The following is a 24272-nucleotide window of genomic DNA, read 5'->3' as shown; positions in this document are numbered from 1 at the left end:
GGCCATGACTACCTACGTATTGCGCTGCCAGCCAAGCATTATTATTACCGCCATTCCTCACTTGGCGGGCTAGCTCACGACTGCAGCACCCAACCCGCCCTAGAGGCGGGTTTTTACTTTCTGTCTCCAGGGTTCGAAACACCGCTCATGTAGGAGCTGCCGCAGGCTGCGATCTTCAGGATCAAAAGATCGCAGCCTTCGGCAGCTCCTACGCAGGGTGTGTGAAATCGCTATCAAGGAGATCAGCATGAGTTACACCAACGACCAGCAAGCCCTGCTTGAGCACTACGTGAAAAGGATTCTCGCCGCTCCCGTGTACGACCTGGCTGTGCGTACGCCATTGCAGGCAGCCCCGGCGTTGTCCGAAGCGCTGGGTAATCGCATCCTGCTCAAGCGCGAAGACCTGCAACCGACGTTCTCTTTCAAGATCCGTGGCGCCTACAACAAACTGGTGCAACTGAGCGATGCGCAGAAGGCACAAGGCGTCATCACCGCATCGGCCGGCAACCACGCGCAAGGCGTGGCACTGGCGGCGCGCGAACTGGGCATCGCCGCGACCATCGTCATGCCGTGCACCACCCCTGAACTGAAGGTGCTGGGCGTACGCAGTCGAGGCGCGGAAGCGCGGCTGCACGGTGAAAGCTTTCCCTTTGCGTTGGCCTATGCCCTGCAATTGGCCGAAGAAACCGGCCGCACCTTCGTGTCCCCCTTCGATGACCCGGACGTGATCGCCGGACAAGGCACCGTGGCCATGGAAATCCTTCAGCAACACCAAGGCGTGCTGGATGCCATTTTCATCCCGGTAGGCGGTGGTGGCTTGATCGCCGGCATCGCCGCGTACATCAAATACCTGCACCCGGAAGTGCGGATCATCGGCGTTGAATCCGAACATTCCGCGTGCCTGAAAGCCGCTCTGCACGCAGGCGAACGTGTCGTGTTGCCCAGCGTCGGCACCTTCGCCGACGGCGTGGCCGTGGCGCAGATCGGTGAATACGGTTTTGAAGTGTGTCGTTTCTGCGTGGACGAGGTGATCACCGTCAGCAACGACGACCTCTGCTCCGCGATCAAAAACATCTACGACGACACGCGATCAATTACCGAACCCTCCGGCGCCCTGGCCGTCGCGGGCATCAAGCAATACGTGGCGCGAAGCGGCGTGCGCGGTCAAACCTTCGTGGCGATCGACTCAGGCGCCAACATCAACTTCGACAGCCTGCGTCACGTCGCCGAGCGCGCCGCTGCGTGCGGCGTCCCGGTGTAACGGTGTTCAGGGCAGCAGCGGGCGCAGGAACGTGCGCTCGTAGCTGACGATGAACTTTTTCTCGACCAAAGAGGCGACCAGCGCAGTACTCTCGGGATCGGTCATCGCGATATGCCGATAGCTTTCGTAATCCGCCAGTGACGGAAAACTGAACAGGCAATACGCAATGTTGCTCGCACCCTCCGATGGCAAAAAATAGCCATGATGGCTGCCGCCCAAGCGTTCAACGATACCGAGCCAGGCCTTGGCGTAAGCCTCGAACTCGGTCAGTTGGTACGGGTCGATCACGTATCTGACGTGGCAAGTAATCACTGCACGTGCTCCTTGCCCGGTTATTCCTGAATGGCTGTGTTGACCTTGTCCGAGGCTGACCAGATGCGGTAGCGCACTTCGACGTCCGTTGGGGCGTAGACCACGATCGGCAATTTGCTGTTGTAACGCACGGTGAAACCATCGCCTACAACCGGCACGAACGCGCGCTTCTTCTTGCTGCCGGGCGGGCAGGCCATCAGCGTGCTCATCGGGCCAATGACTTTCTCGAGGCGATAATACGGATAGCCCCAGCCTTGCAGATTTTTCTCGTCGAGCACGCCGCCGAGCTTCGGACGATTGCAGTCCACCTCAAGGGTCTTGCCGGCAAGAATCTCGACCTGGAAGTTTTCTTCATTCTCTTGCTTCGGCAAATGAATGACCTGACGGGTAAAGCCCGCCTCAGCCTTCGGGTAAGGTGCGACGTCTTCAAGTTTCGCCGCATGGGCGAGGGTGGACAGACTGGCGATAATCAGCCCGGTGGTCGCGTAAGCGCGTAAAGAACCCATGGATGCCTCCTTGCGGGTGTAGGGTGGTTTGACAAGCATTCTTACCGTCATGGGTGATGAATGCAAACCCGCAACAGATTGCAAAATGCAACGCGCAAAAGGGCCCAACCGGCATTTTGCACGTAGCGAAATACTGGCCTTTGCGCCAAGTGATTGATTTTTATGTGGGTCAGAATGACCCGATGAAAGGCACGCTTTATGCGTCTTTTCAGTGCGGCGCACCGGGTTTGGGCGCCTACACTCCAATGGGCATTTCGCCGTACCACCGTTTGCCGCACCAGGGAAACAGCGGGGACACACCCGTGCAGGCGCAGCAAAGGTCAGCGTGAATACTTGATTGGCAATCTCACAGTAAGGAGAGGGTTCGCCATGTTTCTGTCTGCCTTGGAACTTCGTAACATCGTTGAAAGCAGTTTCCTGCCAAAGCGCTGCCAGTGCACGCTGTCGCCGGACTTGCTGATGACCGTCAAAGTGTTTGGCGATCACCAGACCGATCAGGTCGATCTAATGGTTCGTGACATCGACGCCAGCCACCTCAACGGCTGTCGCGAGATCAATGAACTGATCGCAGGGCTGCGTTCGGATCTGAACAAGCAAAGTACACCGCACTACTACAGTCCGCGATCCAGAGCCGTTTAACCCACTGTTTCAGCCAGTTCGACCGTCACGCGCCGGGCCTGCACAAAACCAAGGCCCAGCGCGAGCTCGACCAGCACCGCCAGCAAAATGCCGGGGCCGGCATGGCCATTGAGCCATTCGCCAAAACCCAGCACAGCCAAGCCAAAACAACCGACGATAAACCCGTTGCTCAGCGCACTGCGCGCCACCGACGGCGGTGCATTGCGCACCAGAAAAAACATCACCCCCAACGCCGCAAACAACACCGCACTGCGCCGCGCGACAAATCCGACTGCGGTCGAATACTCAATGCTCCAGATCGCCAGCAACACCTCGGGGAAAAAGCCCCAGGCCAACGCGAGCAAAAAACACAACGAAGAGGTAATGCCCGACAACGCGCGAAACGACAACTGCATGGCTAATCCTTGCGGCAGTGAGGAGGGCCCCGAGCATAACCCCCGAAACACCCCACGCCTACCGCAACGCCAAAAATCAGAACGTTCTGTCAGTTTTGGAAACTGCACGCGTCAGACATTTTCCGATAACTGATCTCCTCAGGCTTGCCGGCGTTATCGATGTACTTCATATCAGCTGTAATCACCTTGCATTGCTGAGTGGCCGGCTCAGTCAACGAAATCACCTTCGCCACATGCAGCGGCATGCCGTACTCATAAGGCACCGCTTTCGATGTGGCCGACGTGTCATTGGCATGCGCCAACCCGGCAAAAGCCGCGCAGGCGAGGGCGGTGGTGAGCAGAAACGGACGAATGTTCATGAAAAGACTCCCGTGCGACGCAAAGAGAGTTCGGCGCAATACAAACCGAACCTGCCGCACTGGGCGTCAGCCAAGGGCTGAGGGCGTGCGGTTCAGTACAGTTTTCGACCACGGCGTTAAGCGATGGTTAACCCGGCTGAACGCCGGTTGTCAGGGAGTGAGGCGGTTTTCTTCGCGCGGTTTGGCGAATTCCTACAGAAGCTGCTGCTTTGTCTGCGTTCGGGGTCTGGAGCGGGGCGGGTATTGTCGGGTGTCGCTGCAAAATCAGCGGCTCGGGTTTGGTCACCTGAATACTCGTACATGTGCCATCATTCGCGCCGCGGACACTTATGTCTTCGGAGTGCATTGCTGTGGCGGCTGTGTGCAGGATTGCCTTCGGGCGAGCTGATTGGGTATTCAGTTGACCAAGCTTGCATACAGTCCGCCTCCCTCGTTTGGTCACGGTGTCGGCGGGTTACTTACCCAATTGGAGTTATCTCTATGCCGATACTGAATCCGCTGCCAAACCGTTATCACCCTCTAAACAGCAACATCACCGAAAGCCCGACACTGCTCATCGATACCGAAGCCAACCCCAAAGACATCCCCAAAGACATCCTTGAAGCAGCTGTCCAGCGCATCCGCGCGTGCAGCGACCTGCTCGAAACATTGCACTGTCTGTGCTTCAAGCAAGCCGACGTGGAAGACATTCCGCACATTACCCATGCGCTGTATCTGCTGGCGCAGGATGGCAATGATTTGCTGCAGGTCGCGCAGCAACAGATGGTGAGCTGGAAGGCGCCGGTTTGATGGGGTAGGTAATTTGGCAGGAGTGAATGGCTGATAAATGTAGGCTGATTCACTGCTGTCGATTGGCAAAGGCAAGGCGCTGCGCGTTGAAATCTTGAATCCCGGTTACCTTCCGAGCTTGTCAGGAAAGAATGAAAGTGGTGGATGGCTTTTTTTCCACTGATCTGCAAATTTTTCTGCGTCTAGTATTTGGGTTGGAGTCATTTTCTCTGCAATCTCAGGCAGGACTTCCTCTACGTATGATTGCATGCTCCCACCTTCATCGAGTTCTTTGAGTAAGGAAGTGATCGCATATCCTTTCACCAAATCAAGTTCAAATCCAAATCGTTCAGGTGTGTGAGCAAGATAGGCTCCGTAACTGGTAACTCCGCTTTCATAGCCTCGCTCAGCGGCAGTCTTTATCCATCGGCGAGCGACTTCAAGATCCCCTCCGCTTTCATGTAAATACGCTGCATATTCCATCATCGCTCGAGGGTTGCCACCTTCCGCAGATGCTTTAAACCAATGGGCGACGGATTCTTTTCGTTTCCAAGGTAAAACAAATCCCTCTCCTTGCCGAGTCGAAATTGCCATCCAAAACTGAGCTGTCGAATTTCCTGATTCTGCTGATTTTTCGAGCCAATTACGATCGAGCGTCGCCTCATACATTAAGTACATAGCTTCAGAGTCCCCTTGCTGAGCTTTGGGTTCTGCCAATAAACTTGCTTTTAATAACCAGTCCGTAGGTTTGACTTCTGACACTGGACAGTTTTTCATCTCTACACAAAGGTCATTTCCGCTTCGCCCTAGTTGTATCATTGCGTATAAATTGCCTTGCGTCGCAGCAGCTTCGTACCATTTTTGTGCGGCTGTCGTCATGTACCGATTTCTTTTTCTAAGCGATTCCCCTAAGTAATATTGAGAGTCTTGATCTCCTGCCTTGGACGCTTCTTCTAAATACGGGAGCGCAGACGTAATTTTGAGTTGGTTGTAAAGGATCAATCCTTTTTCTTTCGCGAGGTTTTGCTCAGTGTTAAGTGCTGCGAACGCACTAAGTGAAAACGCGGAAAGGGCAGTTATAATAAAGGTTGCCAATTTTTTCATAAGTGTTCGCCCTGTTTAACGGCTCTGTCCGATAAATGTAGATGTTTGTGAGGGGGTGTAGGTCTTTCCATAAAAGTTACTGCGTCGGCAGGCGCCATCTAGGTTTGCTCCAAGTGTGCTCACATGGTTTTTGTAGTTTTGACGCATTCTGTCGTTCGCGGGGCTGACAAAACTCAGGACAGGCTCACTCATGAAGACATCTAGAACGAGGCGATTACTACAATATTCCTGATTGGCATTTAGAGCTTGTACGCCGAAGCCATTCATACTGGCGCACGCTTGTTCAAACTGCGTCTGTGCTTGGCTAACGGTTTTATTTTCTATGGCGTTTTTAACGATCCAACTCAAGATCCGTTCAATTGCTCTCTGTTGTAGGAGATGCGATTGAGTGTTGTCATACTCCCTTTTTTTGTTAGGGTTTTCTGATACCGAGAATGACTCAGGTGAGCTTGTTAGAGTCATTAATAACGGCCCGAGAGCTGATGGTATAGCATTTACACACCACTCTTCGAGCTCGCTCTGGTTGCCATATTCAATAATTGCATCCGCTATTGGGCCCCCTTTGCCTGCACGAGTCAATGATTCGTAGAGCCCCATAACAATGTCCCAACGCAACATGTAAGCCATTGCCACATTGAGGCCTACGGCACCCAACGCATTAAGCGCAGACGCATACTCACTGGCCTCAGGATCCATCCACTCTACATTTCGCCCCTTAGTCTTATGCAGTTCCTTGCGATAAAGGTTAATGATATCAACCACCGCCTCATACCCAATTTCAAACTTGAAGCTCCCGTTGGCACCAGGCCCAAGTACCACGGTCGCTTTCAGGTTGAGAATGAATCGTCCTTTATCCAAAGAAATCTGCGCAGTGCCCTGGAACCCGGCACCCAACGCCAGCCCAACGGATCCACTTAACTTGGCGAGCGTCAGCCATGGGTTCGTGCTTTTCGCATCTTTGTCGCTGCCAACTCCCATCGTCGGCGCAGTGCGCAGTGCAACGAGATCTTTTGGTGGAGCCCAATTCAATGCGCCGGTCAGTTCGATGGCGCCTTGCAAGCCTCCGAATACGTTGAAGGTCGCCTTCGCCCCGTTTTCGACCTGGACGTTGGCCAAGCGCCCGGTGAGGACTTGATCCGAACTTTTAGTGGCGACAGCGGTGCCGGACTTCGACTTGTGTTCAAGGTCGGGGGTAGGGCTGGTGTCGCCGCTGTCGGTCTTGGCTTTCTTCGCGGCTTCGTGATCTGGGCGTTCTTCTTTGGCTGATGCGTCTTCGCGCTGTGCGCGTTTGACGGGGCTGAGCGTTGCGCCGTATTTGACGTTGCCGAGGATCGGGCTCAACTCGACGCTACCGGCCAGCAACAACGATGCGCCGGCGTAGCCCCAGGCCCTTACGCCAAAGTGGAAGGAGAAGCGGCCAAAACTCATGTGCTGAGGAACACCGTCCAGGAGGTAATCGAGGGTGATTTCCTGAGCACGTTCTTTGGTGGGCATGTCGACTTTCAGCAACTGCACTTCGCCGCGAGCCAGGTCGAGACTCAAACCGACGTTGCCGGACATTTGAAAGCCTTCGGCGGCGGTAACGGTGGGGCCTTCGAGTTTTACTTCGCTGTGAATGCTTGGCTGAGGAGGGGTCAGGCAGCGGACGAATTGAGCCTGGGGGCTGCTATCGAACAGCCTGACTGCGCCGCGAACACTTTTCTTGAAGACCAGTTGCTGAAGATTTTTACCCCAGCTTTCCAGCGTCGCATCGTTTTCCAGTTCAGTGACCTTACAGCCTTTACTTTTTATATAGGCGTAAAAATCTTTGGCCAGGAACCAGCCTTTTTTATCGAAGCAGTCCCCGACCTGGTCGCTGAATTTTATGGCGCCCTGAGCCAGGAGCCATTGGCGGAACGAGGTAGTAGCACTGTTTTTATCAGAGCCTTCAGTGGCATCTGTCGGTAGGCTTTCGCCGACTTTCGTTACAGAACCCAACGCTTTTTTAGAGTCCTCCTTCATGATTTTCTTAGCGTCTTTGAGGTTCATCATGCTGAACCAGCCCAAAGGTGTGCCTTTGCTATCCGAAAGACTCACTTCACGCAGGGGGAAGCCAGGTTTTACCATGCGGTCTACGGGCTTGGGCTGGAATTGTTCCGGTTCCCAAACCAGGTAGCGTGCTGGTTTTGCGGCGATGACGTTCTGCTGAGCAGTGGCATGAAGGTCGTCTTTGATTTTCTGCAGGCTATCCCATTCGGCTCGTTCGGTATCCACCAAACCGGCCGGTGCTTGCGCATTTTGCCCGGTGGCCTCGATCCAGCGTTTGTACTTTTCCTGCAGTTGTGCGGTGACCTCCGCTTGCCTCTTCTCTGTATCCAGATACCGTTTGAATTGCTCAATACCCGATGGAAGTCCGTCACTGATCAGGGCGAACTCTGGCAGCGCGATGCCGTATTCCGAGGCTTTGATAATGGATTCTGTGTAGGCGTGGTAATCCAGCGCATCGGCGTTCTTGAACAACGTGTAGGCATAACCGACGAGGTCGGCAGTGCAGTCGTTCATGCCGCTGCAGATGTTTTCGTAACTTTTCTTCTGCTCAGCCAAAGCCTTGGCGACGTCTTCCAGCGCGACTTGTTTGAATTCTTTATTGCTGAGGAGTTTTTGACGCGCCTCGAGGTAAGTCTGCACGCGGGCGCGGGCTTCCATCGCCTCTTTGGAGAACAGCGAGCCACTTTCAAAGGTGTAGCCTTCGAGCTTGGCGGCTTTGATTGCCAGTTTTTTCAGCTCGGCGCGTTCAGCCAGCAGATTGTGATAATCGACGAACTCTTGGCGAACACTCTCGCGTGAGTCCATATCTGCTGTCATTTGCGCCATGCGCGATCGAGCAGTGTCCTCTTGAGGAGGCTGGGTAGAAGCGGGGGCGGGATTCTTTTCATCGACTTCGTTTTGCCGGCGTTTAGCGGTGGCAGGGTCGATTTCAAGCTCATCTCCCATTGCTTCGAATTCTTCCATCCGCGCACGTTCGGCGCCCGTGAGAAAGTTGCTTAACTTGGGCTCAAGGAAGTATTCCAGCAGTCCCGATTCTTGCAGCCCGTTGAGGCGCGCATCACGCGGCTTGCCGGGCGCAATCATTTTCTCCAGCTTGAACATCGACTCTTTGATGGAAGCCAGTGCAGGTTCAGGCAACAGCCAGAACTCTTGCTCCTCGGTGGCATACAGCGCACTGGCAAACGTTGAGGAGCACGCAGTGGGTTGATCCTTGAAAGTCTTCGAAGGCTTCTCAGGATCGTCCTTTACCGGATCCAGCTCAACCAGATCCTCAGCGGAGCACTGCGGTGCGGCGCTCGGAGTCGCCTCTGCAGGTGCTTGAGCCGCAGCGGGAGACTGAGCGGCGGGTGCAGTTGAAGCGGCTTGTGCGCTTTTCGGCACGCTTAGATTCCATCCCACTTTGACGTTGTCGGGGCTGGTAATGAAGGGGTTCAGCTGACGCAGTTGCGCCACGGTGGTCTTGTAGCGCGAGGCAATCTGACCCAGCGTTTCGCCAGGCATGACGGCGTGATTAGTGATTTCCATAGTGCTTCCGTTCTGTGGTCGCGTCGCCGTTATTGTTTGGCGACGGCGGCTGATTCCAGGAGCCGATCAACTTTGATAAACGACTCGTCCTTTGATTGCAGGATCGCCATGATCTCTGGCTGTGTTTCAAACAGCGGGCCGTTCACTGCATGGCCAAGCTTGAGCAGGTGTTCACCTTCGTAAATGTTGCTTTCCAGCAGCAGGTCGAGGTTGTCCGCGATGTCGTTCAGACGCTCATCTTTCGGCTCGTTGAAAGACGCGTATTCCTCGTCAACCCAATAAATCCAGCCGAGGCGAGCCTGAACCAGCGCGGCTGATTCAGGCAGATTGAACGCCACCCCATCACTGCGCCATTTCGATTCGGCGTTGGCTATCGTGGCTAGCCAAGGCCCTCGTTGTTGGCCGAACTGCTTGGGCGCGGGGCTGTAAACGGCACTCCAGCAACCGAGTAACTGATCGAAGCTGTCGCCGGCGGTGTAAGCCAATGCGTTCCACAGGCTGGGCTTGTGGTAGCTCAACAAGCTTTGGCCACCGGAACCGTCATTGGCCCGCAGCAGCCATCGTGCGTGTGCCAGTGCTTTTGCAGGATCCGCTGCTGAGATCGCAATTCCGGCAAAGTGTTCCTCACAAAGTTTCACGGCTTCATCTGCCAGTCGGCTGCCCCTTGGCGCGACCAGCCACAAAGGCCCATCGGGCATTTCAGCGAAATCTGTCGCGAAAAAAAGTGCTTGCGAGGTGACCGGTTCACCGACCCGATACAGACGAGCCAAGGCTTCGGGCTGTAGTCCACGGTCGATGATGAAGCACAGAGAGCTGCCAACCATCGGCAACTGGGGAAAGTCATAGCGAGGCGCCGCCAGCAGCGTGCTCAAGGCTTTTACATGCATGTGCAATCCTTACGGCTGCAAGCGCCGTTACTCTGCAATCCGCACAGCGGAGTGATGCCTGATTCATTCGGACGCTTCGGCAGTGGCGCTTTCCCAGCCTTATCCGCATCCGCCACTTTCATCGGCCCCGGCAACAACGGCGCCGCCGGCGTACCCGCACCCGGCCCACCGCCAGAGTTCACCTTCACCTCGGCCCCGCTGATGGTCACACCCCCGGCATCCACCTTCACAAAACTCCCGCCAGCCTTGGCCGTGAGTTCCATGCCGCCTTCCATCACAACTTTCTCGCCAGCGTTGTAGTGAATCTCCGTCCCGGCCTCAACGAACTGCGCTGTGCCAACCTTGACGTGCTGAGTCACCGCAACCGTCAGGTGGTCGTTCGCGCGCATTTCGCTTTTGCGGTCGAGGTGGGTGATGCGGTGTTCTTCGACTTTGAATTCGCTGTAGGTGTTGGCTTCGACGGTGTCGTGGCGTTCGTTGCCGACGCGGATTTTCTGGTCGTGTTCGATGTTTTCGTCCCAATCGCGTTGGGCGTGCAGGTAGATCTGTTCGGCACCTTTTTTGTCTTCGATGCGGAATTCGTTGTAGCCCTTGCCGCCCGGGGAGCTGAGGGTTTTGAAGGTGCTGCGGGTTTTGTTCGCCGGCAGGTCGTAGGGGACGACGTTTTCCTTGTGGTACAGGCAGCCGGTGACCAGTGGCTGGTCGGGGTCGCCTTCGAGGAAGGTGACGAGGACTTCCATGCCGATGCGCGGGATGGCGATGCCGCCGTAGGCTGCGCCGGCCCAGCCGCTGGCGACGCGCATCCAGCAGGAGGTGTTGTCGTCGGACTGGCCTTCGCGATCCCAGTGAAATTGCACTTTGATGCGGCCGTACTGGTCGCAGTGGATTTCTTCACCTTTGGGGCCGGTGACGACGGCGGTCTGGCTGCCGAGGACTTTCGGTTTTGGGTGTTCGAGGGCAGGGCGGTAGTGCGCGTCCCACGGGGTCGCGAGGAAGCTGTTGCGGTAGCCTTGATGGAAATCGCTTTTGTGGTCGGTGACGTCGCTGGTGACGTTTTCGCCGAGCACTTGCGGTTGTTTGCCTTCGTGGAAGACTTCCAGCAGCAGCCACAGGTCGTTCCATTCGGCACGCGGGTGTTCGGCGAGGGTCAGGAAATGGCCGCTGGTGAGGGTCGGCTCATCACCTTTGCCGTCGGCGAGTTTGTAGTCGCTGCGATGGCGTTCGAGGGCGCGGGTGGTGAGGAATTTGCCGCGCTCGCGGGTGGTGAAGCGACCGGGGTAATCGTAGTCTTCGAGATCCGGGCTGAACTCGGTTTTGTTCGCGGCCTCGGGGAGGATCTTCGGTTTCTCGAAGTCGTAGTCGCGGCGGCTGACGCGGGTGGTGCGGGTTTCCAGGCGCAGGTTGAAACGCTTGATCACTGGTTTTTCCGCGGCCATGCCGGAGTCTTGCTGGTAGCTGACGGCTTTCAGTTTGCGGAACACCGTCTGGTCGTCGCCAAACACCAGTTTGTGGCCACTGCTGCTGTGCTGGAAATGGAAGTGGATGCCTTCTTCCTCGCACAGACGCTGGATGAAGTGCAGGTCGGACTCGTCGTACTGCACGCAGTATTCGCGTTGCGGGTACTCGGCGCCGAGCTGGAAACTATAAGCGTCGGCAAGAATGCCGCGTGCTTCGAGCACCTGGCCGATGATTTTCGGCACGGTCAGGTTCTGAAAGATTTGCTGATCGTGGTTGTGCCGCAGGTAGGCGAGTTGCGGCACCAGGCTGATGCTGTAGCGGGTCAGCGTCTTGCCGGAATCGCCTTGCTCGATGCGATAGACCAGGCCGTGGATGATGCCTTCGCCGGTGGCGCCGAAGGTCAGAACGCCGGGTTTGTGCAGCAGCTCTTCGAGTTTCAGGTCAGGGCGGGCGCTGACCAGTTCGAGGTCAAAACGGAAGGGCTGATTGAGGGCTTCGCGACCGGTGAAGCTGAGTACTTGCAGGTCAGCGGAGGCGCCTTCGAGCGTGAGGGTAATGTGGGTTGCGTTGGCGTCCAACATGCCTTGAATTCCGTCCTTGAATAAGCAGAGCCCGGATGGTGCAGCATTCAACCGCCTCGTTCAAGGCGCAAATGCCGTAGACGTTGGCCCTTGTCGGTATGGGGGAAACCCTTAGTTGGGGACTTTCGCTCAATAAAACCGGGCGCTTCGCTGCACTGAAAAGCGCGTGCGGCGAGGGCATCTATCCGACCGGGCGCACAGGAAATCGTGGGTCAGATTCAGACTAAAGTCGTCTTTGGCGCGTCAAAGCCATCTGCCATCATTGTCGTTCACCCCCGTGTTTCCACTTCTGTCCGGCTCGGTTTTCTGACTCGGATCGGGAGCTATTTCTGGCTTATTGCGCGCTTGCGCAAACGCTGCAGTGTTGGAGTTTTTCATGCGTCCCCCATTACCCCTCATCACCCCGCGCCAGTCGTTTGGCTTCGGAGCCTTTGTCCTGTGCGCAGGTTTTACCGCGCCGGTTCAGGCCAGCGGTTTTCTCGAAGACACCACGGCGAAAATCGAATCGCGCACGGTGTACTTCAACCGCGACTTCCGTGATGGGCACACTTCCAACGAGCAGGGCGCGTCGAAGCGTGAAGAGTCGGCTCAGGGTTTTATTCTCGATCTGCAATCGGGTTACACCGAGGGTACGGTGGGCTTTGGTATTGATGCGCTGGGCATGCTCGGTTTCAAACTCGATTCCAGTGCTGACAGCAGCAACAGTGGTTTGCTGCCATCGAGCGGTCAGGATCCGCGCGGTTCGAAAGATCAGTACGCGAAGATGGGCCTGACCGCCAAAGTGCGCGTTTCTGATTCGGTGTTGAAGTACGGCGCGTTGCGGCCGGATCTGCCGCTGCTCAAGTACAACGACGGGCGATTGCTGCCGACGATGTTCAACGGCGCGATGTTGACCTCGAAAGAGGTGAAGGATCTGACCTTTATGGCGGCGCGTCTGGACAAGTACACCGCCCGCGATTCCACCGATTCGCAAGACATCCGCGTGCACTGCAAGAACAAGCGTTACGCATGTAACACCACGGCCGATCATTTCGACATGTACGGCTTCGATTACAAGATCAATGATCGTCTGACCGGCCAATATCACTACGCGGAACTGGAAGACATCTACCGTCAGCACTTTGTCGGGTTGTTGGCCAATCAGCCGTTGGCGGGTGGTGTATTAAAGGCTGATCTGCGCTTGCTCAAGAGTGCTGACAGCGGCGATGCAACGGCCGGTTCCATCGATAACCGTGCATTGAGCGGTTTGCTGTCTTTTGCGCACAGCGGCCATACGTTCAGCGCGGGTTGGCAGCGTATGAACGGCGATAACTCGATGCCGTACCTCGATGGCAGTAATCCGTATCTGGTCAACTACGTTCAGGTTAACGATTTTGCCGCGGCGCAAGAGCGCTCGTGGCAGTTGCGTTATGACTATGACTTCAAGGCGATCGGCATTAATGGTTTGAGCTTCCTGACCCGTTACGTCAACGGTGATCACATCAAAGTGCTGGGCAGTGATCAGGAAGGCAAAGAGTGGGAACGCGACAGCGAGTTGAAGTATGTGATTCAGGAAGGGACGTTCAAGGATGTCAGCGTGCGGTTGAGGAATGCGACGTATCGCACGAATTACCAGCAGTTTGCCCGGGATGTGGATGAGACGCGGGTGATTGTGAGTTACAGCTTTTCGGTGTTGTAGGGCTTGGATTTGTAGTGCCTGATCGGGCGCTTTCGCGAGCAAGCCCGCTCCCACATTTGATCTTCAGTGAATTCGGTTTTTGTGTACGACAGAAGTCCAATGTGGGAGCGGGCTTGCTCGCGAAGGCGTCCGTTAGATCACCACTACAACCAATGCCAGAACCGGCTCCAGAACCCGCGATTCAGCTCTTCCTTACACCCGGCATATTGCTGGGCATACATGCTAGAGCGGGCCTGCACTTTGCGCGCCGTTGGCAGTAGCCAGGCTTTGCTCGCATAAGTCTTGTTGCGGAAACCACCCCAGCCCTCGTGGTAGTTGAGGTACTGGTTGTAAGCGTCGTACTTGTAGACGCCATTAATGGTGGTGGTCTTGTCCATGTACCAGCCGATGAAGTCGATGGCGTCGTCGAAGTCTTCACGATCGGCCCAGTTGCGGCCGGTGCTTTTCTGGTAGTCCGACCAGACTTCATCTTTCGCCTGCGCATAACCCGACGTGGTGGTCACGCGGCCCCACGGAATCACCCAAAGCAGATATTTGCGCGGGGTTTTGGCGTCGTAACGGTAGCCGGACTCTTGGTACATGATCGCGAAGGGCACCTGAATCGGCACCCCCCAGCGTTTTTGCGTGACTTGCGCCGCGTCGTACCAGTCGCTTTTTTCACGAAAGATATCGCAGAGATTTTCCGGCGAACGCGGCGGTGAAGTGCCGCAACCGGTCAATAACCCTGCGAGTGTCAGTAGTCCAAGCGTCTTTCCGTAATTCAAAAGCCGTTATCCCGTCATGCGCAAAAAAGGCGACAGTCTACGCGTTCAGGACAGTTGATGACGATAAGGCAAGTCTGGGCCGGTTTTGCTGCACGTCAGCGCGGCGGCTTGCACGGCGAATTTCAGCATCGCGTCGATCTGCTCGCGCGTCAGTTGCTGCACGCCTTCTACAGAGTCCAGACCGTGCTCAGTCAGCCAGGTAATCAGCGCGGCCTGGAAAGTGTCGCCAGCGCCAACGGTGTCGGCGATTTTCACCGAACAGGCCGGTACTGACCACGAACCGTGCGCGCGACTGAACACCGTTGCGCCTTCACCGCCACGGGTGAGAAAGACGATTTGGCAGCGGTGCTCCAGCCAGCTTTCGATCACCCGCTGCGGATCCTGCTCGGGGTACAGCAGGCTCAAATCTTCGTCGCTGACTTTGATCAGATCGGCCAGTCGCACCAGCGTGGCAATGCGCTCGCGCCACAACTCGATGTTCGGTTCCGGGTTGAGACGCACGTTCGGATCGAGGCTGATCAGGCGTTTACCGCTTTCACGCTGGACGAGTGCCAATAGGGTGTCGGCAATCGGCTGCACCACCAAGGAGAACGAGCCGATGTGCAGGCCGCGCACTTCCGGGCCCAGCGTCGGCAGATGCGCGAGGCTCAGTTGTCGATCCGCGCAACCTTCGCCACGGAAGCTGTAATGCGGCGAACCGTTGGCACCGACGGCGACCATCGCCAGGGTGGTCGGCGCGGCGAACTCCACCAGGTAATCCGGACGCACGCCTTCGTCCTGCAACACTTGCTGCAAGCGGCGGCCGAGGTAGTCGGTGGACAGACCGCCGAACAGCGCCGAGTCCACGCCCAAACGGCGCAAACCCACGGCGACGTTGAACGGCGAGCCGCCGGCAATCGCCTTGAAATTCACTTTCGAAGCCAGACCGCTGGCATCGTCTTCGCTGAAGAAATCAAACAGGGCTTCGCCACACACCAAATACATAATTGTTTGCTCTTTATAGGGTTGCGACATGCTGTTGATAGCGTTCATAGACCTGCTGAAACGCCGCAACATTGGCGGCGATCGGCAGGGTTTCACTGCTCAGATCAAGTTTGACGCAACGCTGACACAGATCGGCCAACGTTTCTTCGTGGCCGTTCGACCAGGATTTGCACCACGCCGCTTGTATCGCAGCGCCGAGGGCAGCGGCTTCGCTTTGTTCGGTGCAGATCACCGGGGTGTTCATGATGTCGGCGACGATCTGTCGCCACACCGCGCTTTTCGAGCCGCCGCCAATCAGGCAAATGCTGCGGCTTTGTAAACCATTCTGCCGTAGCAAATCCAGCCCATAGCGCAATCCGAAGGTCGTGCCTTCGACGGCGGCGCGGCACAGATTGGCCTGGGTCAGGTTGTCCATGGCCAAACCGTGCAGGCTGCCGGTGGCGTGGGGCAGGGCGGGGACGCGTTCGCCGTTGAGGAACGGCAGCATGCTCACCCCGTCGGCGCCGATCGGGGCCTGGGCGACGAGGTCGTTGAAGCGTTCGAGGTCGAGGTCGAACAGCTCGCGTATCGCGCCGGTAGCGTTGGTCAGGTTCATGGTGCAGATCAGCGGCAACCAGCCGCCGCTGGACGAGCAGAACGTGGCGACGGAGGCGTCGGGGCTGACTTTCGGTACGTCGGAATAGGCGTAGACCGTGCCGGATGAACCGAGGCTCATGGTGATCGCGCCGGGCTGAATATTGCCGGTGCCGATGGCGCCCATCATGTTGTCGCCGCCGCCGCTTGCGACCAATGCAGCGGGGTTGATGCCCAAGTGCTCAGCAATCGACGGCAGGATGGTGCCGACGGCTTGGTGGGCGTCAATCAGTTCGGGCAACGCTGCTTGCAAGCGGCCGCTGGAGTCGATGTCGCGCAGCAACTGCAAATCCCACTGACGGGTGCGCACGTTGAAATAGCCGGTACCGGAGGCGTCGCCGTATTCGCTGCACGCGCGGCCGGTGAGCCAGAAGTTGAGGTAATCGTGGGGCAGCAGGATGCGCGCGATGCGGGCGAACACGTCGGGATGCTGTTCCTTGGTCCACAACAACTTGGAAACGGTGTAGCCCGGCGCGATGACTACGCCGAGGCGTTCCAGCGAACCTTGTTCATTGCCCAGATGTTTGAGCAGGCGATCGTTTTCGGCGCTGGTTTCGGTGTCGCACCAGAGCTTGGCCGGGCGCAGGACCTGGCCTTGGTCGTCGAGCAGTACCAGACCGTGTTGTTGGCCGGAGACGCCGATGCCGAGGATGGATTGGCCATCGACGTTTGCCGCGAGGAGTGCGCGGCGGGTGGCGAGGGCGAAGGCTTCCAGCCATTGATCGGTGTGCTGCTCGCGGCGGCCGTTGGCGCCACTGATCATCGTGTGATTGGCGGCGCCCTGGCCGAGTACTTGACCGCTGGCGGCGTCGAGGATGATGGCTTTGCTGCCTTGGGTGCCGCAGTCGATGCCGAGGAAGAGGTTTTGGGTTGTCATGTGTGAACCACTCGGGGTGTGGTGAAGATCAAGAGCTTACCCCCTCACCCCAGCCCTCTCCCCCAAGGGGGCGAGGGGAAAGGGAGCCGATCGGGGGCTTTTCGGAAGCAAGGTCGACTCCGGATCCATCTTTTAATGGAAAGGGAGCCGATCGGGGGCTGTTCAGATGCAAGGTCGACTCCGGATATCTCACTCAGAGGCTGTTCAAAGCTTGAGTTCGACTCCGGACTTTCAGGTCGACGGAGCTTTTGCAAACCACTCGGTCAGTCTCCTCTCCCTCCGGGAGAGGGTTAGGGTGAGGGGCTTTTCAGTCCAGAATCCGCTGCAAAGTCCGCGTAACGCCCACTTCCCGCAAACTCTCACAGCACCACTCAAACGCCGCCACAAACTCCGTCGAACGCGGTATCGCCGTGCCAAAAATCTCCTCCACCGCCAACAACCGCTCAGTCATCAACCCATCATCCGCCACCAACGCCTGACAAAACGTCGCCCGTGGATCAGGAATCGAATAGGTATCCCCATTCTCATCGACCCCCTTCAAATACAGCGCCCAGGCCGCTACCACCAGCGCCGCACGTTTGGTCTCGCGACCATCGGCAATCAACCGGTTAATCGTCGGAATGGTGAACTTGGGAAACTTCGACGAGCCATCCGAACACACTCGCTCAAGCTGATCGGCAATCGCCTGATTGGAAAACCGCGCGACCAGCGTGTCCTTGTATTCACTCAGATCAATGCCCGGCACCGGCGCCAGTTGCGGGGTGACGTCCAGATCCATGTAAGCGCGCATGTAACGCACAAACAGCGGGTCGTTCATGGTCTCGTGGACAAACCGATAACCCTTCAAAAACCCCAGATACGTCAGCGCCAGATGACTGCCGTTGAGCAGTTTGATCTTCATCTCTTCGTACGGTGAAACGTCGTCGGTGAACTGCACGCCCACGTTTTCCCACGCCGGCCGACCGTTAACGAATTTGTCCTCCAGCACCCACTGCACAAACGGTTCGCAAACCACCGGCCAGGCATCGCCCACGCCGTGTTTGTCGGCCAGTTGCAGGCGATGCGCAGTGCTGGTCATCGGCGTGATGCGGTCGACCATGGCGTTGGGGAAACTGACGTTCTGATCGATCCACTCACACAGATTCGCGTCGAGTAAACCAGCAAAGGCCAGCAGTGCCTTGCGGGTGACGGCGCCGTTGTGCGGCAGGTTATCGCAAGACATCACGGTAAACGCCGCAGTGCCCGCCCCACGGCGTTTGGCCAGCGCCGCGCAGAGGAAACCGAACACGGTTTTCGGTGCTTGCGGGTTTGCCAGATCGTGCTGAATCTGCGGCAGATGTGCCATGAATTCGCCGTTGCTGTCGTCGATGCAGTAACCGCCCTCGGTGATGGTCAACGAGACGATACGAATCGCTGGATCGGCGAGTTTGTTGATCAGCGCCTGAGCACTGTCTTGGGCCAGCAACATGTCGCGGATCGAGCCGATCACCCGCACTTCGGTGTCGTCGCTGTCACCCAGTTCGAACAGGGTGAACAGGTAATTCTGCTCTTTTAGGTCGTCGCGGGCGCGCTGGTCTTCAGCGCGCAAGCCGACGCCGCAGATCGCCCAGTCGAGGGCCTCGCCGGTGTTCATCAGCGCATCGGTGTAGTACGCCTGATGCGCGCGATGGAAGCCGCCGACGCCAATGTGGGCGATGCCCTGGCGGGTGTCGCTGAGGTTGTAGGCCGGCAGTTTTACTTCGCGCGCCAGGCCGTGGAGATTCTGTTGGTTGAGTTTCATTGGGCAAGTCTCTTGAAAATCAGGCTGCAGCGCGCAGGGGACGGGTCAGCGCCACGCCTTCGGCATCGAATAAATGGCAGTGGGCGGCGTCGAGGTGCAGGCTCAGTTGCTCGCCGTAACGGCTGGCCAGATCACCGCGCACGCGCATGGTCAGGGCTTCGCCGGCGCTGGTGGTAACGTGGCAGAAGGTGTCGCTGCCCAAGCGTTCGCTGACGTCGGCGGTGACTTGCAGGGTGCAGTCGCCCGGTTGTGCGAGTTCCAGATGTTCCGGGCGAATGCCGAGGGTCACGGCGCTGCCGACGCTGAGGTTGGCGGCGTTGAACGGCAAGGTGACGCGGGTGCCGGCGTCCAGCGAGACTTCGCAGCTTTGCGCATCGACACGGGCAATCTTGCCTTTGAGGAAACCCATTTTCGGTGTGCCGAGGAAGCCCGCGACGAACAGGTTGGCCGGTTGGTGATAAAGATCCAGCGGCGAGCCGACCTGCTCGATCTTGCCGCCATTGAGTACCACGACTTTGTCGGCCATGGTCATCGCTTCCACCTGATCGTGGGTCACGTAAATCATCGTCGCTTGCAGGTCTTTGTGCAGGCGCAGCAACTCCAGGCGCATTTGCACGCGCAGGGCGGCGTCGAGGTTGGACAGCGGTTCGTCGAAGAGGAAGATTTTCGGATTGCGCACGATAGCGCGGCCAATCGCGACACGTTGACGCTGGCCGCCGGAGAGCTGTTTCGGTTTGCGCTCAAGCATCGGCCCGAGTTCGAGGATGCGCGCGGCTTCGCCGACTTTCTTCTCGACTTCGGCTTTCGGCACGCCGGCCAGATCGAGGGCGAACGACATGTTCTTTTTCACGGTCATGTGCGGGTACAGCGCGTAGGTCTGGAACACCATCGCCAGATCTCGCTTGGCCGGGCTGACTTCGGTGATGTCGCGGCCATCGAGTTCGATGGTGCCGCCGCTGACTTCTTCCAGCCCGGCGATCAGGCGCAGCAGGGTGGACTTGCCGCAACCGGACGGGCCGACGAAGACCACGAATTCCTTGTCGTTCACCTCAAGGTCGATGCCTTTGATGATGGAAAAACCTTCGAAGCCTTTTTGCAGATTCTTGATTTTCAGGTTGGCCATGATGATGGGCCTCCGCGTTGTTGTTTTTTTAAGATCAAAAGATCGCAGCCTGCGGCAGCTCCTACAGAGGGGGGGCTGCATGCTTTATGTAGGAGCTGCCGAAGGCTGCGATCTTTTGCTTTTCAATATTCATTTCACGGCGCCGAAGGAGAGGCCGCGCACCAGTTGTTTCTGGCTGATCCAGCCGAAGATCAGAATCGGCGCACAGGCCAGCGTCGACACCGCCGACAACTTGGCCCAGAACAAGCCTTCGGGGCTGGAGTACGAGGCGATCAACGCGGTCAGTGGCGCGGCTTTCGACGAGGTCAGGTTCAACGACCAGAACGCCTCGTTCCAGCACAGAATCAGCGACAGCAACACAGTGGAGGCGAGGCCACCCTTGGCGATCGGCAGCAGCACACGCACCATTTCCTGCCATAACGTGGCGCCGTCGAGACGGGCGGCTTCGAGGATGTCTTTGGGGATGTCCTTGAAGTAGGTGTAAACCATCCAGACCACGATCGGCAGGTTGATCAGCGTGTAGATCACGATCAGTGCGATGCGCGTGTCGAGCAGGCCGAATGTTTTGGCCAACAGGTAAATCGGCATCAGCACGCCCACCGGCGGCAGCATTTTCGTGGAGAGCATCCACAGCAGCGTGCCTTTGGTGCGCTGGGTTTCGTAGAACGCCATCGAGTACGCCGCCGGCACCGCGATCAACAGGCACAGCGCGGTGGCGCTGAAGGAAATCACCACTGAGTTCCAGGCGAAACTGAAGTAGTCGCTGCGCTCGTTGATGTGCAGGTAGTTCTCCAGCGTCGGCGTGAAGATGAACTGCGGCGGCGTGGCGAACGCGTCAATTTCAGTTTTGAAACTGGTCATCACCATCCAGAAGATCGGGAAGAAAATCACGATCGCGATGGCCCAGGCCAAGGTGCCGAGCAGCAGGCTTTGCAGCCGGCGGGATTGTTGAAGAGTCATGGCGGGCCTCAGGCTTTGTCAGTCAGGTTTTTGCCGATCATCCGCACCAGAATGATCGCGGCGATGTTGGCGATGACCACGGCAATCAAGCCGCCCGCCGAGGCCATGCCGACGTCGAACTGCACCAGCGCCTGGTTGTAAATGAGGTAAGCGAGGTTGGTCGAGGCATAGCCGGGGCCGCCGTTGGTGGTGGTGAAAATCTCGGCGAACACCGACAGCAGGAAGATCGTTTCGATCATCACCACCACGGCAATCGGTCGTGCCAGATGCGGCAGCGTGAGGTGCCAGAAGATTGCGATCGGCCCGGCACCGTCGAGGCGCGCGGCTTCCTTTTGTTCCTGGTCAAGGGACTGCATGGCGGTCATCAGAATCAGGATCGCGAAGGGCAGCCACTGCCACGAGACAATGATGATGATCGACAGCAACGGGTAGTGAGCGAGCCAGTCCACCGGTTGCGCGCCGAAGAGTTTCCAGATGTAGGCGAGAATCCCCGAGACCGGGTGGAAAATCAGGTTCTTCCAAATCAGCGCACCGACCGTGGGCATGATGAAGAACGGCGAAATCAGCATGACCCGCACGATGCCGCGACCGAGAAATTCGCTCGCTTCGAGCAGTGCACTGATAAGCACACCGAGCACCACGCTGATCAACAACACACTGCCGACCAGCAACAAGGTGTTGGTCGCACCGGGCATGAACCCCGAATCCGTCAGAAAGTACGTGAAGTTCTCAAGCCCGACGAACTCGTTTTCACCGGGGTAGAGGAGGTTGTAGCGGATCAGCGAGAAATAAATGGTCATGCCCAGCGGCACGATCATCCACAGCAGCAACAGGGCCACCGAAGGGCTGACCAGAAACCAGCCAGGATTGCGCACGCGCACTTTGCGCTGGGGCTGGGACAAGTCGATGTGGGCTTTGGCAGTTGAAGTATTCATGGCGATCACAACCGAGTCATACAGACCTATGGAGATCCCATGTGGGAGCGGGCTTGCTCGCGAATACGGTGGGTCAGTGTCATGTATATTGGCTGACACGACGCTTTCGCGAGCAAGCCCGCTCCCACAGGAGGCAGGAGCGAGCGGTGCGGGTTACTTTGGATAACCGGCGCGCTTCATCTCGCGTTCAGTGGATTGCTGCGCGGCAGCGAGGGCTTGATCCACCGTGGTCTGGCCGATCAGCGCTGCCGAGAACAGCTTGCCGACCTGGGTGCCCACTGCCTGGAACTCAGGAATGGTCACCAGTTGAATGCCGATGTACGGCACCGGTTTCAGCGTCGGTTTGCTCGGATCGACAGCCTTCAGCGATTCCAGCGTGATCTTGGCGAATGGCGCGGCGCTCATGTACGCATCGCTGTAGGTCGAGGCGCGAGTACCCGGTGGAACGTTGGCGATGCCATCGGTCTTGGCGACCAGTTCGCCGTACTCTTTGGACGTCGCCCAGGCGCTGAATTCTTTCGCGGCGTCTTTTGCCTTGGAACTGGTCGGAATTGCCAGTGCCCACGAATACAGCCACGCCGAGCCTTTATCAGTCACCTGATGCGGGGCGAAAGTGAAGCCGACGTGATCAGCCACTTTGCTTTGAGTCTTGTCGGTCACGAACGAGCCGGCGACGCTGGCATCAACCCAGATCGCGCACTTGCCGCTGTTGAACAGGGCGAGGTTTTCGTTGAAACCATTACTTGTAGCGCCCGGCGGTCCGGACTTCTTCATGGTGTCGACGTAGAAGTTCAGCGCGTTTTTCCATTCGGGGCCGTTGAATTCCGGCTGCCACTTCTCATCGAACCAGCGCGCGCCGTAAGCGTTGGCGACGGTGCTGATCAGCGCCATGTTCTCGCCCCAACCGGCCTTGCCGCGCAGGCAGATGCCGTACTGCTCTTTATCTTTGTTGGTGAGTTTTTCCGCGAAGCCGGCGATCTCTTCCCAGGTCGGCCGCTCCGGCATGGTCAGCCCGGCATCCTTGAACAGGTCGGTGCGGTAGTAGGTGATCGAGCTTTCGGCGTAGAACGGCAGGGCGTACAGCGAACCCTTGACCGACAGGCCTTCACGCACTGATGGGAAGACGTCGTCGAGGGCGTAACTGGCCGGCAGATCTTTCATCGGCTCCAGCCAGCCTTTTGCGCCCCAGAGTGCAGCTTCGTACATGCCGATGGTGAGCACGTCGAACTGGCCGCCCTGGGTGGCGATGTCGGTGGTCAGGCGTTGGCGCAGAACGTTTTCTTCGAGCACCACCCAATTGAGCTTGATGTCCGGATGCTCGGTCTCGAAGGTCTTCGAGAGTTTTTGCATGCGGATCATGTCGCTGTTGTTGACGGTGGCGATGGTCAGGGTCTGGGCGCCAAGGCTGACGCTGCAGAGGGTCATGCAGGTGAGGGCAAGCAGAGCTTTTGCAGTGGGTTGCATCGTGCACTCCTTTTCTGCGCCCGGCGGGGGCAGAAGGACAGTTATTGTTTTTGTGTCTTCCGACTGCAGGAAGAATGTGCACTGATTACAGCCTTCAATGGCCGGGCTGACAAATCATCCCTAGCACTGGAATCGATACTTTTTTGCACTGGAGTTTGAAGGGGTAAACGTAGGGAAGGGGTTTTCAGCGGTGCGGCTCGATCGGATGTGTACAGGTTTGTATGGATTGTGTGGGAGCGGACTTGCTCGCGAATGCGGTGGGTCAGTGCCATATAGGTTGGCTGACACGACGCTTTCGCGAGCAAGCCCGCTCCCACAAGGGCGAAAGCGTGTCAGCCGTGGTTTTGCTCGGTCAGGCGCTGCACCGCCAGGCGGCGATAGTGCGACGGCGTCATGCCTTTGAGTTGCTGAAAACGCCGGTTGAAGTTGGAGATATTGTTGAACCCCGACTCGAAACACACCTCCGTCACCGGTTTATCGCCATCGGCCAACAGTTCGCAGGATTTGCTGATGCGCAGTCGATTGACGAATTCGATGAAATTACGCCCCGTCGCCTGTTTGAACACCCGGCTGAAGTAGGTCGGCTTCATGTTCAGATGCTCGGCGACTTCTTCCAGTGTTATCTCGCGGGCGTAGTGCGTGAAGATGTAATCGACCGCGCGGTTGGTGCGATCAATGTTGTGCTCGTCTGCCAGTTGCGGGGTCGTCGCGCCGGACAGCAACTGAAAGTCATCACTGGCGGCCAGCAGCTCCATCAGAATGAAAAAATGCCCGAGCCGCGTGATGCCTTTGGTGTCAGCGATTCGTTGCATCAATGTCATGGCTTGACGAATGGTGCGTTTGCAGCGGAATTCGATGCCGTACTGCGCACGCTCCAGCAACGGCGCCAGAGTTTTCAGCTCGGCGAAAATCTGATTGCCGCTTTCGAACAGATCGTCTGTGAAGTTGACCAGCATGTCGCGCTTCTCCACGACTTCATCCTCCGCGACCTGGCTGATCCAGTTGTGCGGCAGATTCGGGCCGGTGAGAAACAGCGTTTCCGGGTAAAAGTTACCGATGTAGTCGCCAATGAACACCTTGCCGGAACTGGCAACAATCAGGTGCAGTTCGTATTCCTTGTGAAAATGCCAACGCACCAATGGGCAAGGGAAACCGTGCTGGCGGTAAATGATGGACAACCCGTTGTGGTCATCCATCAACTCGTAAGAGGGGTCGGTCACTCGGGCTGTTCGGGACATGGCTGGGCGCTTTT

Annotated in this window: 20 protein-coding genes and 1 pseudogene; 4 read left to right on the top strand and 17 right to left on the bottom strand. The window is 57.4% G+C overall.

Annotation, left to right across the window (positions count from 1 at the left end; genetic code table 11):
* Nucleotides 1–247: 247 nt before the first annotated feature.
* A pseudogene (gene ilvA / locus GVL50_RS00420) lies at nucleotides 248–1237 on the top strand (threonine ammonia-lyase, biosynthetic); the annotation flags it as partial.
* Between the two features lie 30 nt (nucleotides 1238–1267).
* Here ilvA and GVL50_RS00415 read toward each other — a convergent pair.
* The gene (locus tag GVL50_RS00415; RefSeq protein WP_159811344.1) at nucleotides 1268–1573 is read right to left on the bottom strand and encodes an NIPSNAP family protein; all 306 of its coding nucleotides are present in this window, start codon (nucleotides 1571–1573) and stop codon (nucleotides 1268–1270) included.
* Between the two features lie 20 nt (nucleotides 1574–1593).
* Nucleotides 1594–2079, bottom strand: coding sequence for a serine protease inhibitor ecotin (gene eco / locus GVL50_RS00410; RefSeq protein WP_053119858.1), 486 nt, complete (start codon nucleotides 2077–2079; stop codon nucleotides 1594–1596).
* A gap of 369 nt (nucleotides 2080–2448) precedes the next feature.
* On the opposite strand from eco, the gene GVL50_RS00405 reads away from it, so the two are divergent.
* Complete coding sequence (locus GVL50_RS00405) at nucleotides 2449–2718, top strand: DUF1652 domain-containing protein (RefSeq protein ID WP_159811343.1); 270 nt, start codon at nucleotides 2449–2451, stop codon at nucleotides 2716–2718.
* Here GVL50_RS00405 and GVL50_RS00400 read toward each other — a convergent pair.
* Together GVL50_RS00400 and GVL50_RS00395 are read right to left on the bottom strand one after the other, a co-directional pair.
* The gene (locus tag GVL50_RS00400) at nucleotides 2715–3113 is read right to left on the bottom strand and encodes a hypothetical protein (protein ID WP_159811342.1); all 399 of its coding nucleotides are present in this window, start codon (nucleotides 3111–3113) and stop codon (nucleotides 2715–2717) included. The genes GVL50_RS00405 and GVL50_RS00400 overlap by 4 nt on opposite strands.
* Nucleotides 3114–3202: 89 nt before the next feature.
* On the bottom strand, nucleotides 3203–3472 hold the full coding sequence (locus GVL50_RS00395; RefSeq protein ID WP_159811341.1) for a DUF2790 domain-containing protein: 270 nt from the start codon (nucleotides 3470–3472) through the stop codon (nucleotides 3203–3205).
* A gap of 480 nt (nucleotides 3473–3952) precedes the next feature.
* Between GVL50_RS00395 and GVL50_RS00390 the strand changes: the two genes are divergently transcribed.
* A complete protein-coding gene (locus GVL50_RS00390; protein ID WP_159811340.1) occupies nucleotides 3953–4261 on the top strand; it encodes a hypothetical protein in 309 nt (102 codons plus the stop codon).
* A gap of 105 nt (nucleotides 4262–4366) precedes the next feature.
* Here GVL50_RS00390 and GVL50_RS00385 read toward each other — a convergent pair whose 3' ends face one another.
* The 4 genes from GVL50_RS00385 to GVL50_RS00370 are packed head-to-tail and all read right to left on the bottom strand — an operon-like array spanning nucleotide 4367 to nucleotide 11822.
* On the bottom strand, nucleotides 4367–5344 hold the full coding sequence (locus GVL50_RS00385; RefSeq protein WP_159811339.1) for a tetratricopeptide repeat protein: 978 nt from the start codon (nucleotides 5342–5344) through the stop codon (nucleotides 4367–4369).
* A 15-nt stretch (nucleotides 5345–5359) separates the two neighbouring features.
* Nucleotides 5360–8896: a LysM domain-containing protein gene (locus GVL50_RS00380; protein WP_256671787.1), complete on the bottom strand. Its 3537-nt coding sequence runs from the start codon at nucleotides 8894–8896 to the stop codon at nucleotides 5360–5362.
* A 29-nt stretch (nucleotides 8897–8925) separates the two neighbouring features.
* Entirely contained in the window at nucleotides 8926–9783 is an 858-nt protein-coding gene (locus GVL50_RS00375; protein ID WP_159811338.1) for a DUF4123 domain-containing protein, read from the bottom strand.
* Nucleotides 9774–11822: a type VI secretion system tip protein VgrG gene (locus GVL50_RS00370; protein WP_159811337.1), complete on the bottom strand. Its 2049-nt coding sequence runs from the start codon at nucleotides 11820–11822 to the stop codon at nucleotides 9774–9776. The genes GVL50_RS00375 and GVL50_RS00370 overlap by 10 nt, the downstream gene beginning before the upstream one ends.
* Nucleotides 11823–12198: 376 nt before the next feature.
* On the opposite strand from GVL50_RS00370, the gene GVL50_RS00365 reads away from it, so the two are divergent.
* Complete coding sequence (locus GVL50_RS00365) at nucleotides 12199–13500, top strand: OprD family porin (RefSeq protein ID WP_159811336.1); 1302 nt, start codon at nucleotides 12199–12201, stop codon at nucleotides 13498–13500.
* Between the two features lie 143 nt (nucleotides 13501–13643).
* Here GVL50_RS00365 and GVL50_RS00360 read toward each other — a convergent pair whose 3' ends face one another.
* From GVL50_RS00360 to GVL50_RS00320, 9 genes are all read right to left on the bottom strand, one after another.
* Nucleotides 13644–14264, bottom strand: a complete 621-nt coding sequence (locus GVL50_RS00360) for a hypothetical protein (protein ID WP_159811335.1) — start codon at nucleotides 14262–14264, stop codon at nucleotides 13644–13646.
* A gap of 45 nt (nucleotides 14265–14309) precedes the next feature.
* Nucleotides 14310–15248 (bottom strand): carbohydrate kinase, encoded by a 939-nt coding sequence (locus GVL50_RS00355; RefSeq protein WP_159811334.1) that lies wholly within the window; start codon nucleotides 15246–15248, stop codon nucleotides 14310–14312.
* A gap of 13 nt (nucleotides 15249–15261) precedes the next feature.
* A complete protein-coding gene (gene xylB / locus GVL50_RS00350; protein ID WP_159811333.1) occupies nucleotides 15262–16758 on the bottom strand; it encodes a xylulokinase in 1497 nt (498 codons plus the stop codon).
* Between the two features lie 307 nt (nucleotides 16759–17065).
* Nucleotides 17066–18538, bottom strand: coding sequence for a mannitol dehydrogenase family protein (locus GVL50_RS00345; RefSeq protein WP_159811332.1), 1473 nt, complete (start codon nucleotides 18536–18538; stop codon nucleotides 17066–17068).
* 19 nt (nucleotides 18539–18557) lie between these two features.
* A complete protein-coding gene (locus GVL50_RS00340) occupies nucleotides 18558–19661 on the bottom strand; it encodes an ABC transporter ATP-binding protein (RefSeq protein ID WP_159811331.1) in 1104 nt (367 codons plus the stop codon).
* A 129-nt stretch (nucleotides 19662–19790) separates the two neighbouring features.
* A complete protein-coding gene (locus GVL50_RS00335; RefSeq protein ID WP_159811330.1) occupies nucleotides 19791–20621 on the bottom strand; it encodes a carbohydrate ABC transporter permease in 831 nt (276 codons plus the stop codon).
* Between the two features lie 8 nt (nucleotides 20622–20629).
* Nucleotides 20630–21556: a carbohydrate ABC transporter permease gene (locus tag GVL50_RS00330; protein WP_053119886.1), complete on the bottom strand. Its 927-nt coding sequence runs from the start codon at nucleotides 21554–21556 to the stop codon at nucleotides 20630–20632.
* A gap of 153 nt (nucleotides 21557–21709) precedes the next feature.
* A complete protein-coding gene (locus tag GVL50_RS00325; RefSeq protein WP_159811329.1) occupies nucleotides 21710–23020 on the bottom strand; it encodes a sugar ABC transporter substrate-binding protein in 1311 nt (436 codons plus the stop codon).
* A 332-nt stretch (nucleotides 23021–23352) separates the two neighbouring features.
* Nucleotides 23353–24258, bottom strand: a complete 906-nt coding sequence (locus GVL50_RS00320; RefSeq protein WP_159811328.1) for an AraC family transcriptional regulator — start codon at nucleotides 24256–24258, stop codon at nucleotides 23353–23355.
* Nucleotides 24259–24272 lie beyond the last annotated feature (14 nt).

It is taken from the genome of Pseudomonas sp. 18058 (assembly GCF_902706155.1).
Classification (GTDB): Bacteria; Pseudomonadota; Gammaproteobacteria; order Pseudomonadales; family Pseudomonadaceae; genus Aquipseudomonas; species Aquipseudomonas rustica.
Note: the sequence above shows the minus strand (reverse complement) of the source record. Positions and strands in the feature narration are given on the sequence as shown.

Excerpts from the sequence above, each read along its gene's own strand:
- eco (WP_053119858.1), bottom strand. The coding sequence starts at position 2,079 with ATGGGTTCTTTACGCGCTTACGCGACCACCGGGCTGATTATCGCCAGT.
- GVL50_RS00405 (WP_159811343.1), top strand. The coding sequence starts at position 2,449 with ATGTTTCTGTCTGCCTTGGAACTTCGTAACATCGTTGAAAGCAGTTTC.
- GVL50_RS00400 (WP_159811342.1), bottom strand. The coding sequence starts at position 3,113 with ATGCAGTTGTCGTTTCGCGCGTTGTCGGGCATTACCTCTTCGTTGTGT.
- GVL50_RS00395 (WP_159811341.1), bottom strand. The coding sequence starts at position 3,472 with ATGAACATTCGTCCGTTTCTGCTCACCACCGCCCTCGCCTGCGCGGCT.
- GVL50_RS00390 (WP_159811340.1), top strand. The coding sequence starts at position 3,953 with ATGCCGATACTGAATCCGCTGCCAAACCGTTATCACCCTCTAAACAGC.
- GVL50_RS00385 (WP_159811339.1), bottom strand. The coding sequence starts at position 5,344 with ATGAAAAAATTGGCAACCTTTATTATAACTGCCCTTTCCGCGTTTTCA.
- GVL50_RS00380 (WP_256671787.1), bottom strand. The coding sequence starts at position 8,896 with ATGGAAATCACTAATCACGCCGTCATGCCTGGCGAAACGCTGGGTCAG.
- GVL50_RS00375 (WP_159811338.1), bottom strand. The coding sequence starts at position 9,783 with ATGCATGTAAAAGCCTTGAGCACGCTGCTGGCGGCGCCTCGCTATGAC.
- GVL50_RS00370 (WP_159811337.1), bottom strand. The coding sequence starts at position 11,822 with ATGTTGGACGCCAACGCAACCCACATTACCCTCACGCTCGAAGGCGCC.
- GVL50_RS00365 (WP_159811336.1), top strand. The coding sequence starts at position 12,199 with ATGCGTCCCCCATTACCCCTCATCACCCCGCGCCAGTCGTTTGGCTTC.
- GVL50_RS00355 (WP_159811334.1), bottom strand. The coding sequence starts at position 15,248 with ATGTATTTGGTGTGTGGCGAAGCCCTGTTTGATTTCTTCAGCGAAGAC.
- xylB (WP_159811333.1), bottom strand. The coding sequence starts at position 16,758 with ATGACAACCCAAAACCTCTTCCTCGGCATCGACTGCGGCACCCAAGGC.
- GVL50_RS00345 (WP_159811332.1), bottom strand. The coding sequence starts at position 18,538 with ATGAAACTCAACCAACAGAATCTCCACGGCCTGGCGCGCGAAGTAAAA.
- GVL50_RS00340 (WP_159811331.1), bottom strand. The coding sequence starts at position 19,661 with ATGGCCAACCTGAAAATCAAGAATCTGCAAAAAGGCTTCGAAGGTTTT.
- GVL50_RS00335 (WP_159811330.1), bottom strand. The coding sequence starts at position 20,621 with ATGACTCTTCAACAATCCCGCCGGCTGCAAAGCCTGCTGCTCGGCACC.
- GVL50_RS00330 (WP_053119886.1), bottom strand. The coding sequence starts at position 21,556 with ATGAATACTTCAACTGCCAAAGCCCACATCGACTTGTCCCAGCCCCAG.
- GVL50_RS00325 (WP_159811329.1), bottom strand. The coding sequence starts at position 23,020 with ATGCAACCCACTGCAAAAGCTCTGCTTGCCCTCACCTGCATGACCCTC.
- GVL50_RS00320 (WP_159811328.1), bottom strand. The coding sequence starts at position 24,258 with ATGTCCCGAACAGCCCGAGTGACCGACCCCTCTTACGAGTTGATGGAT.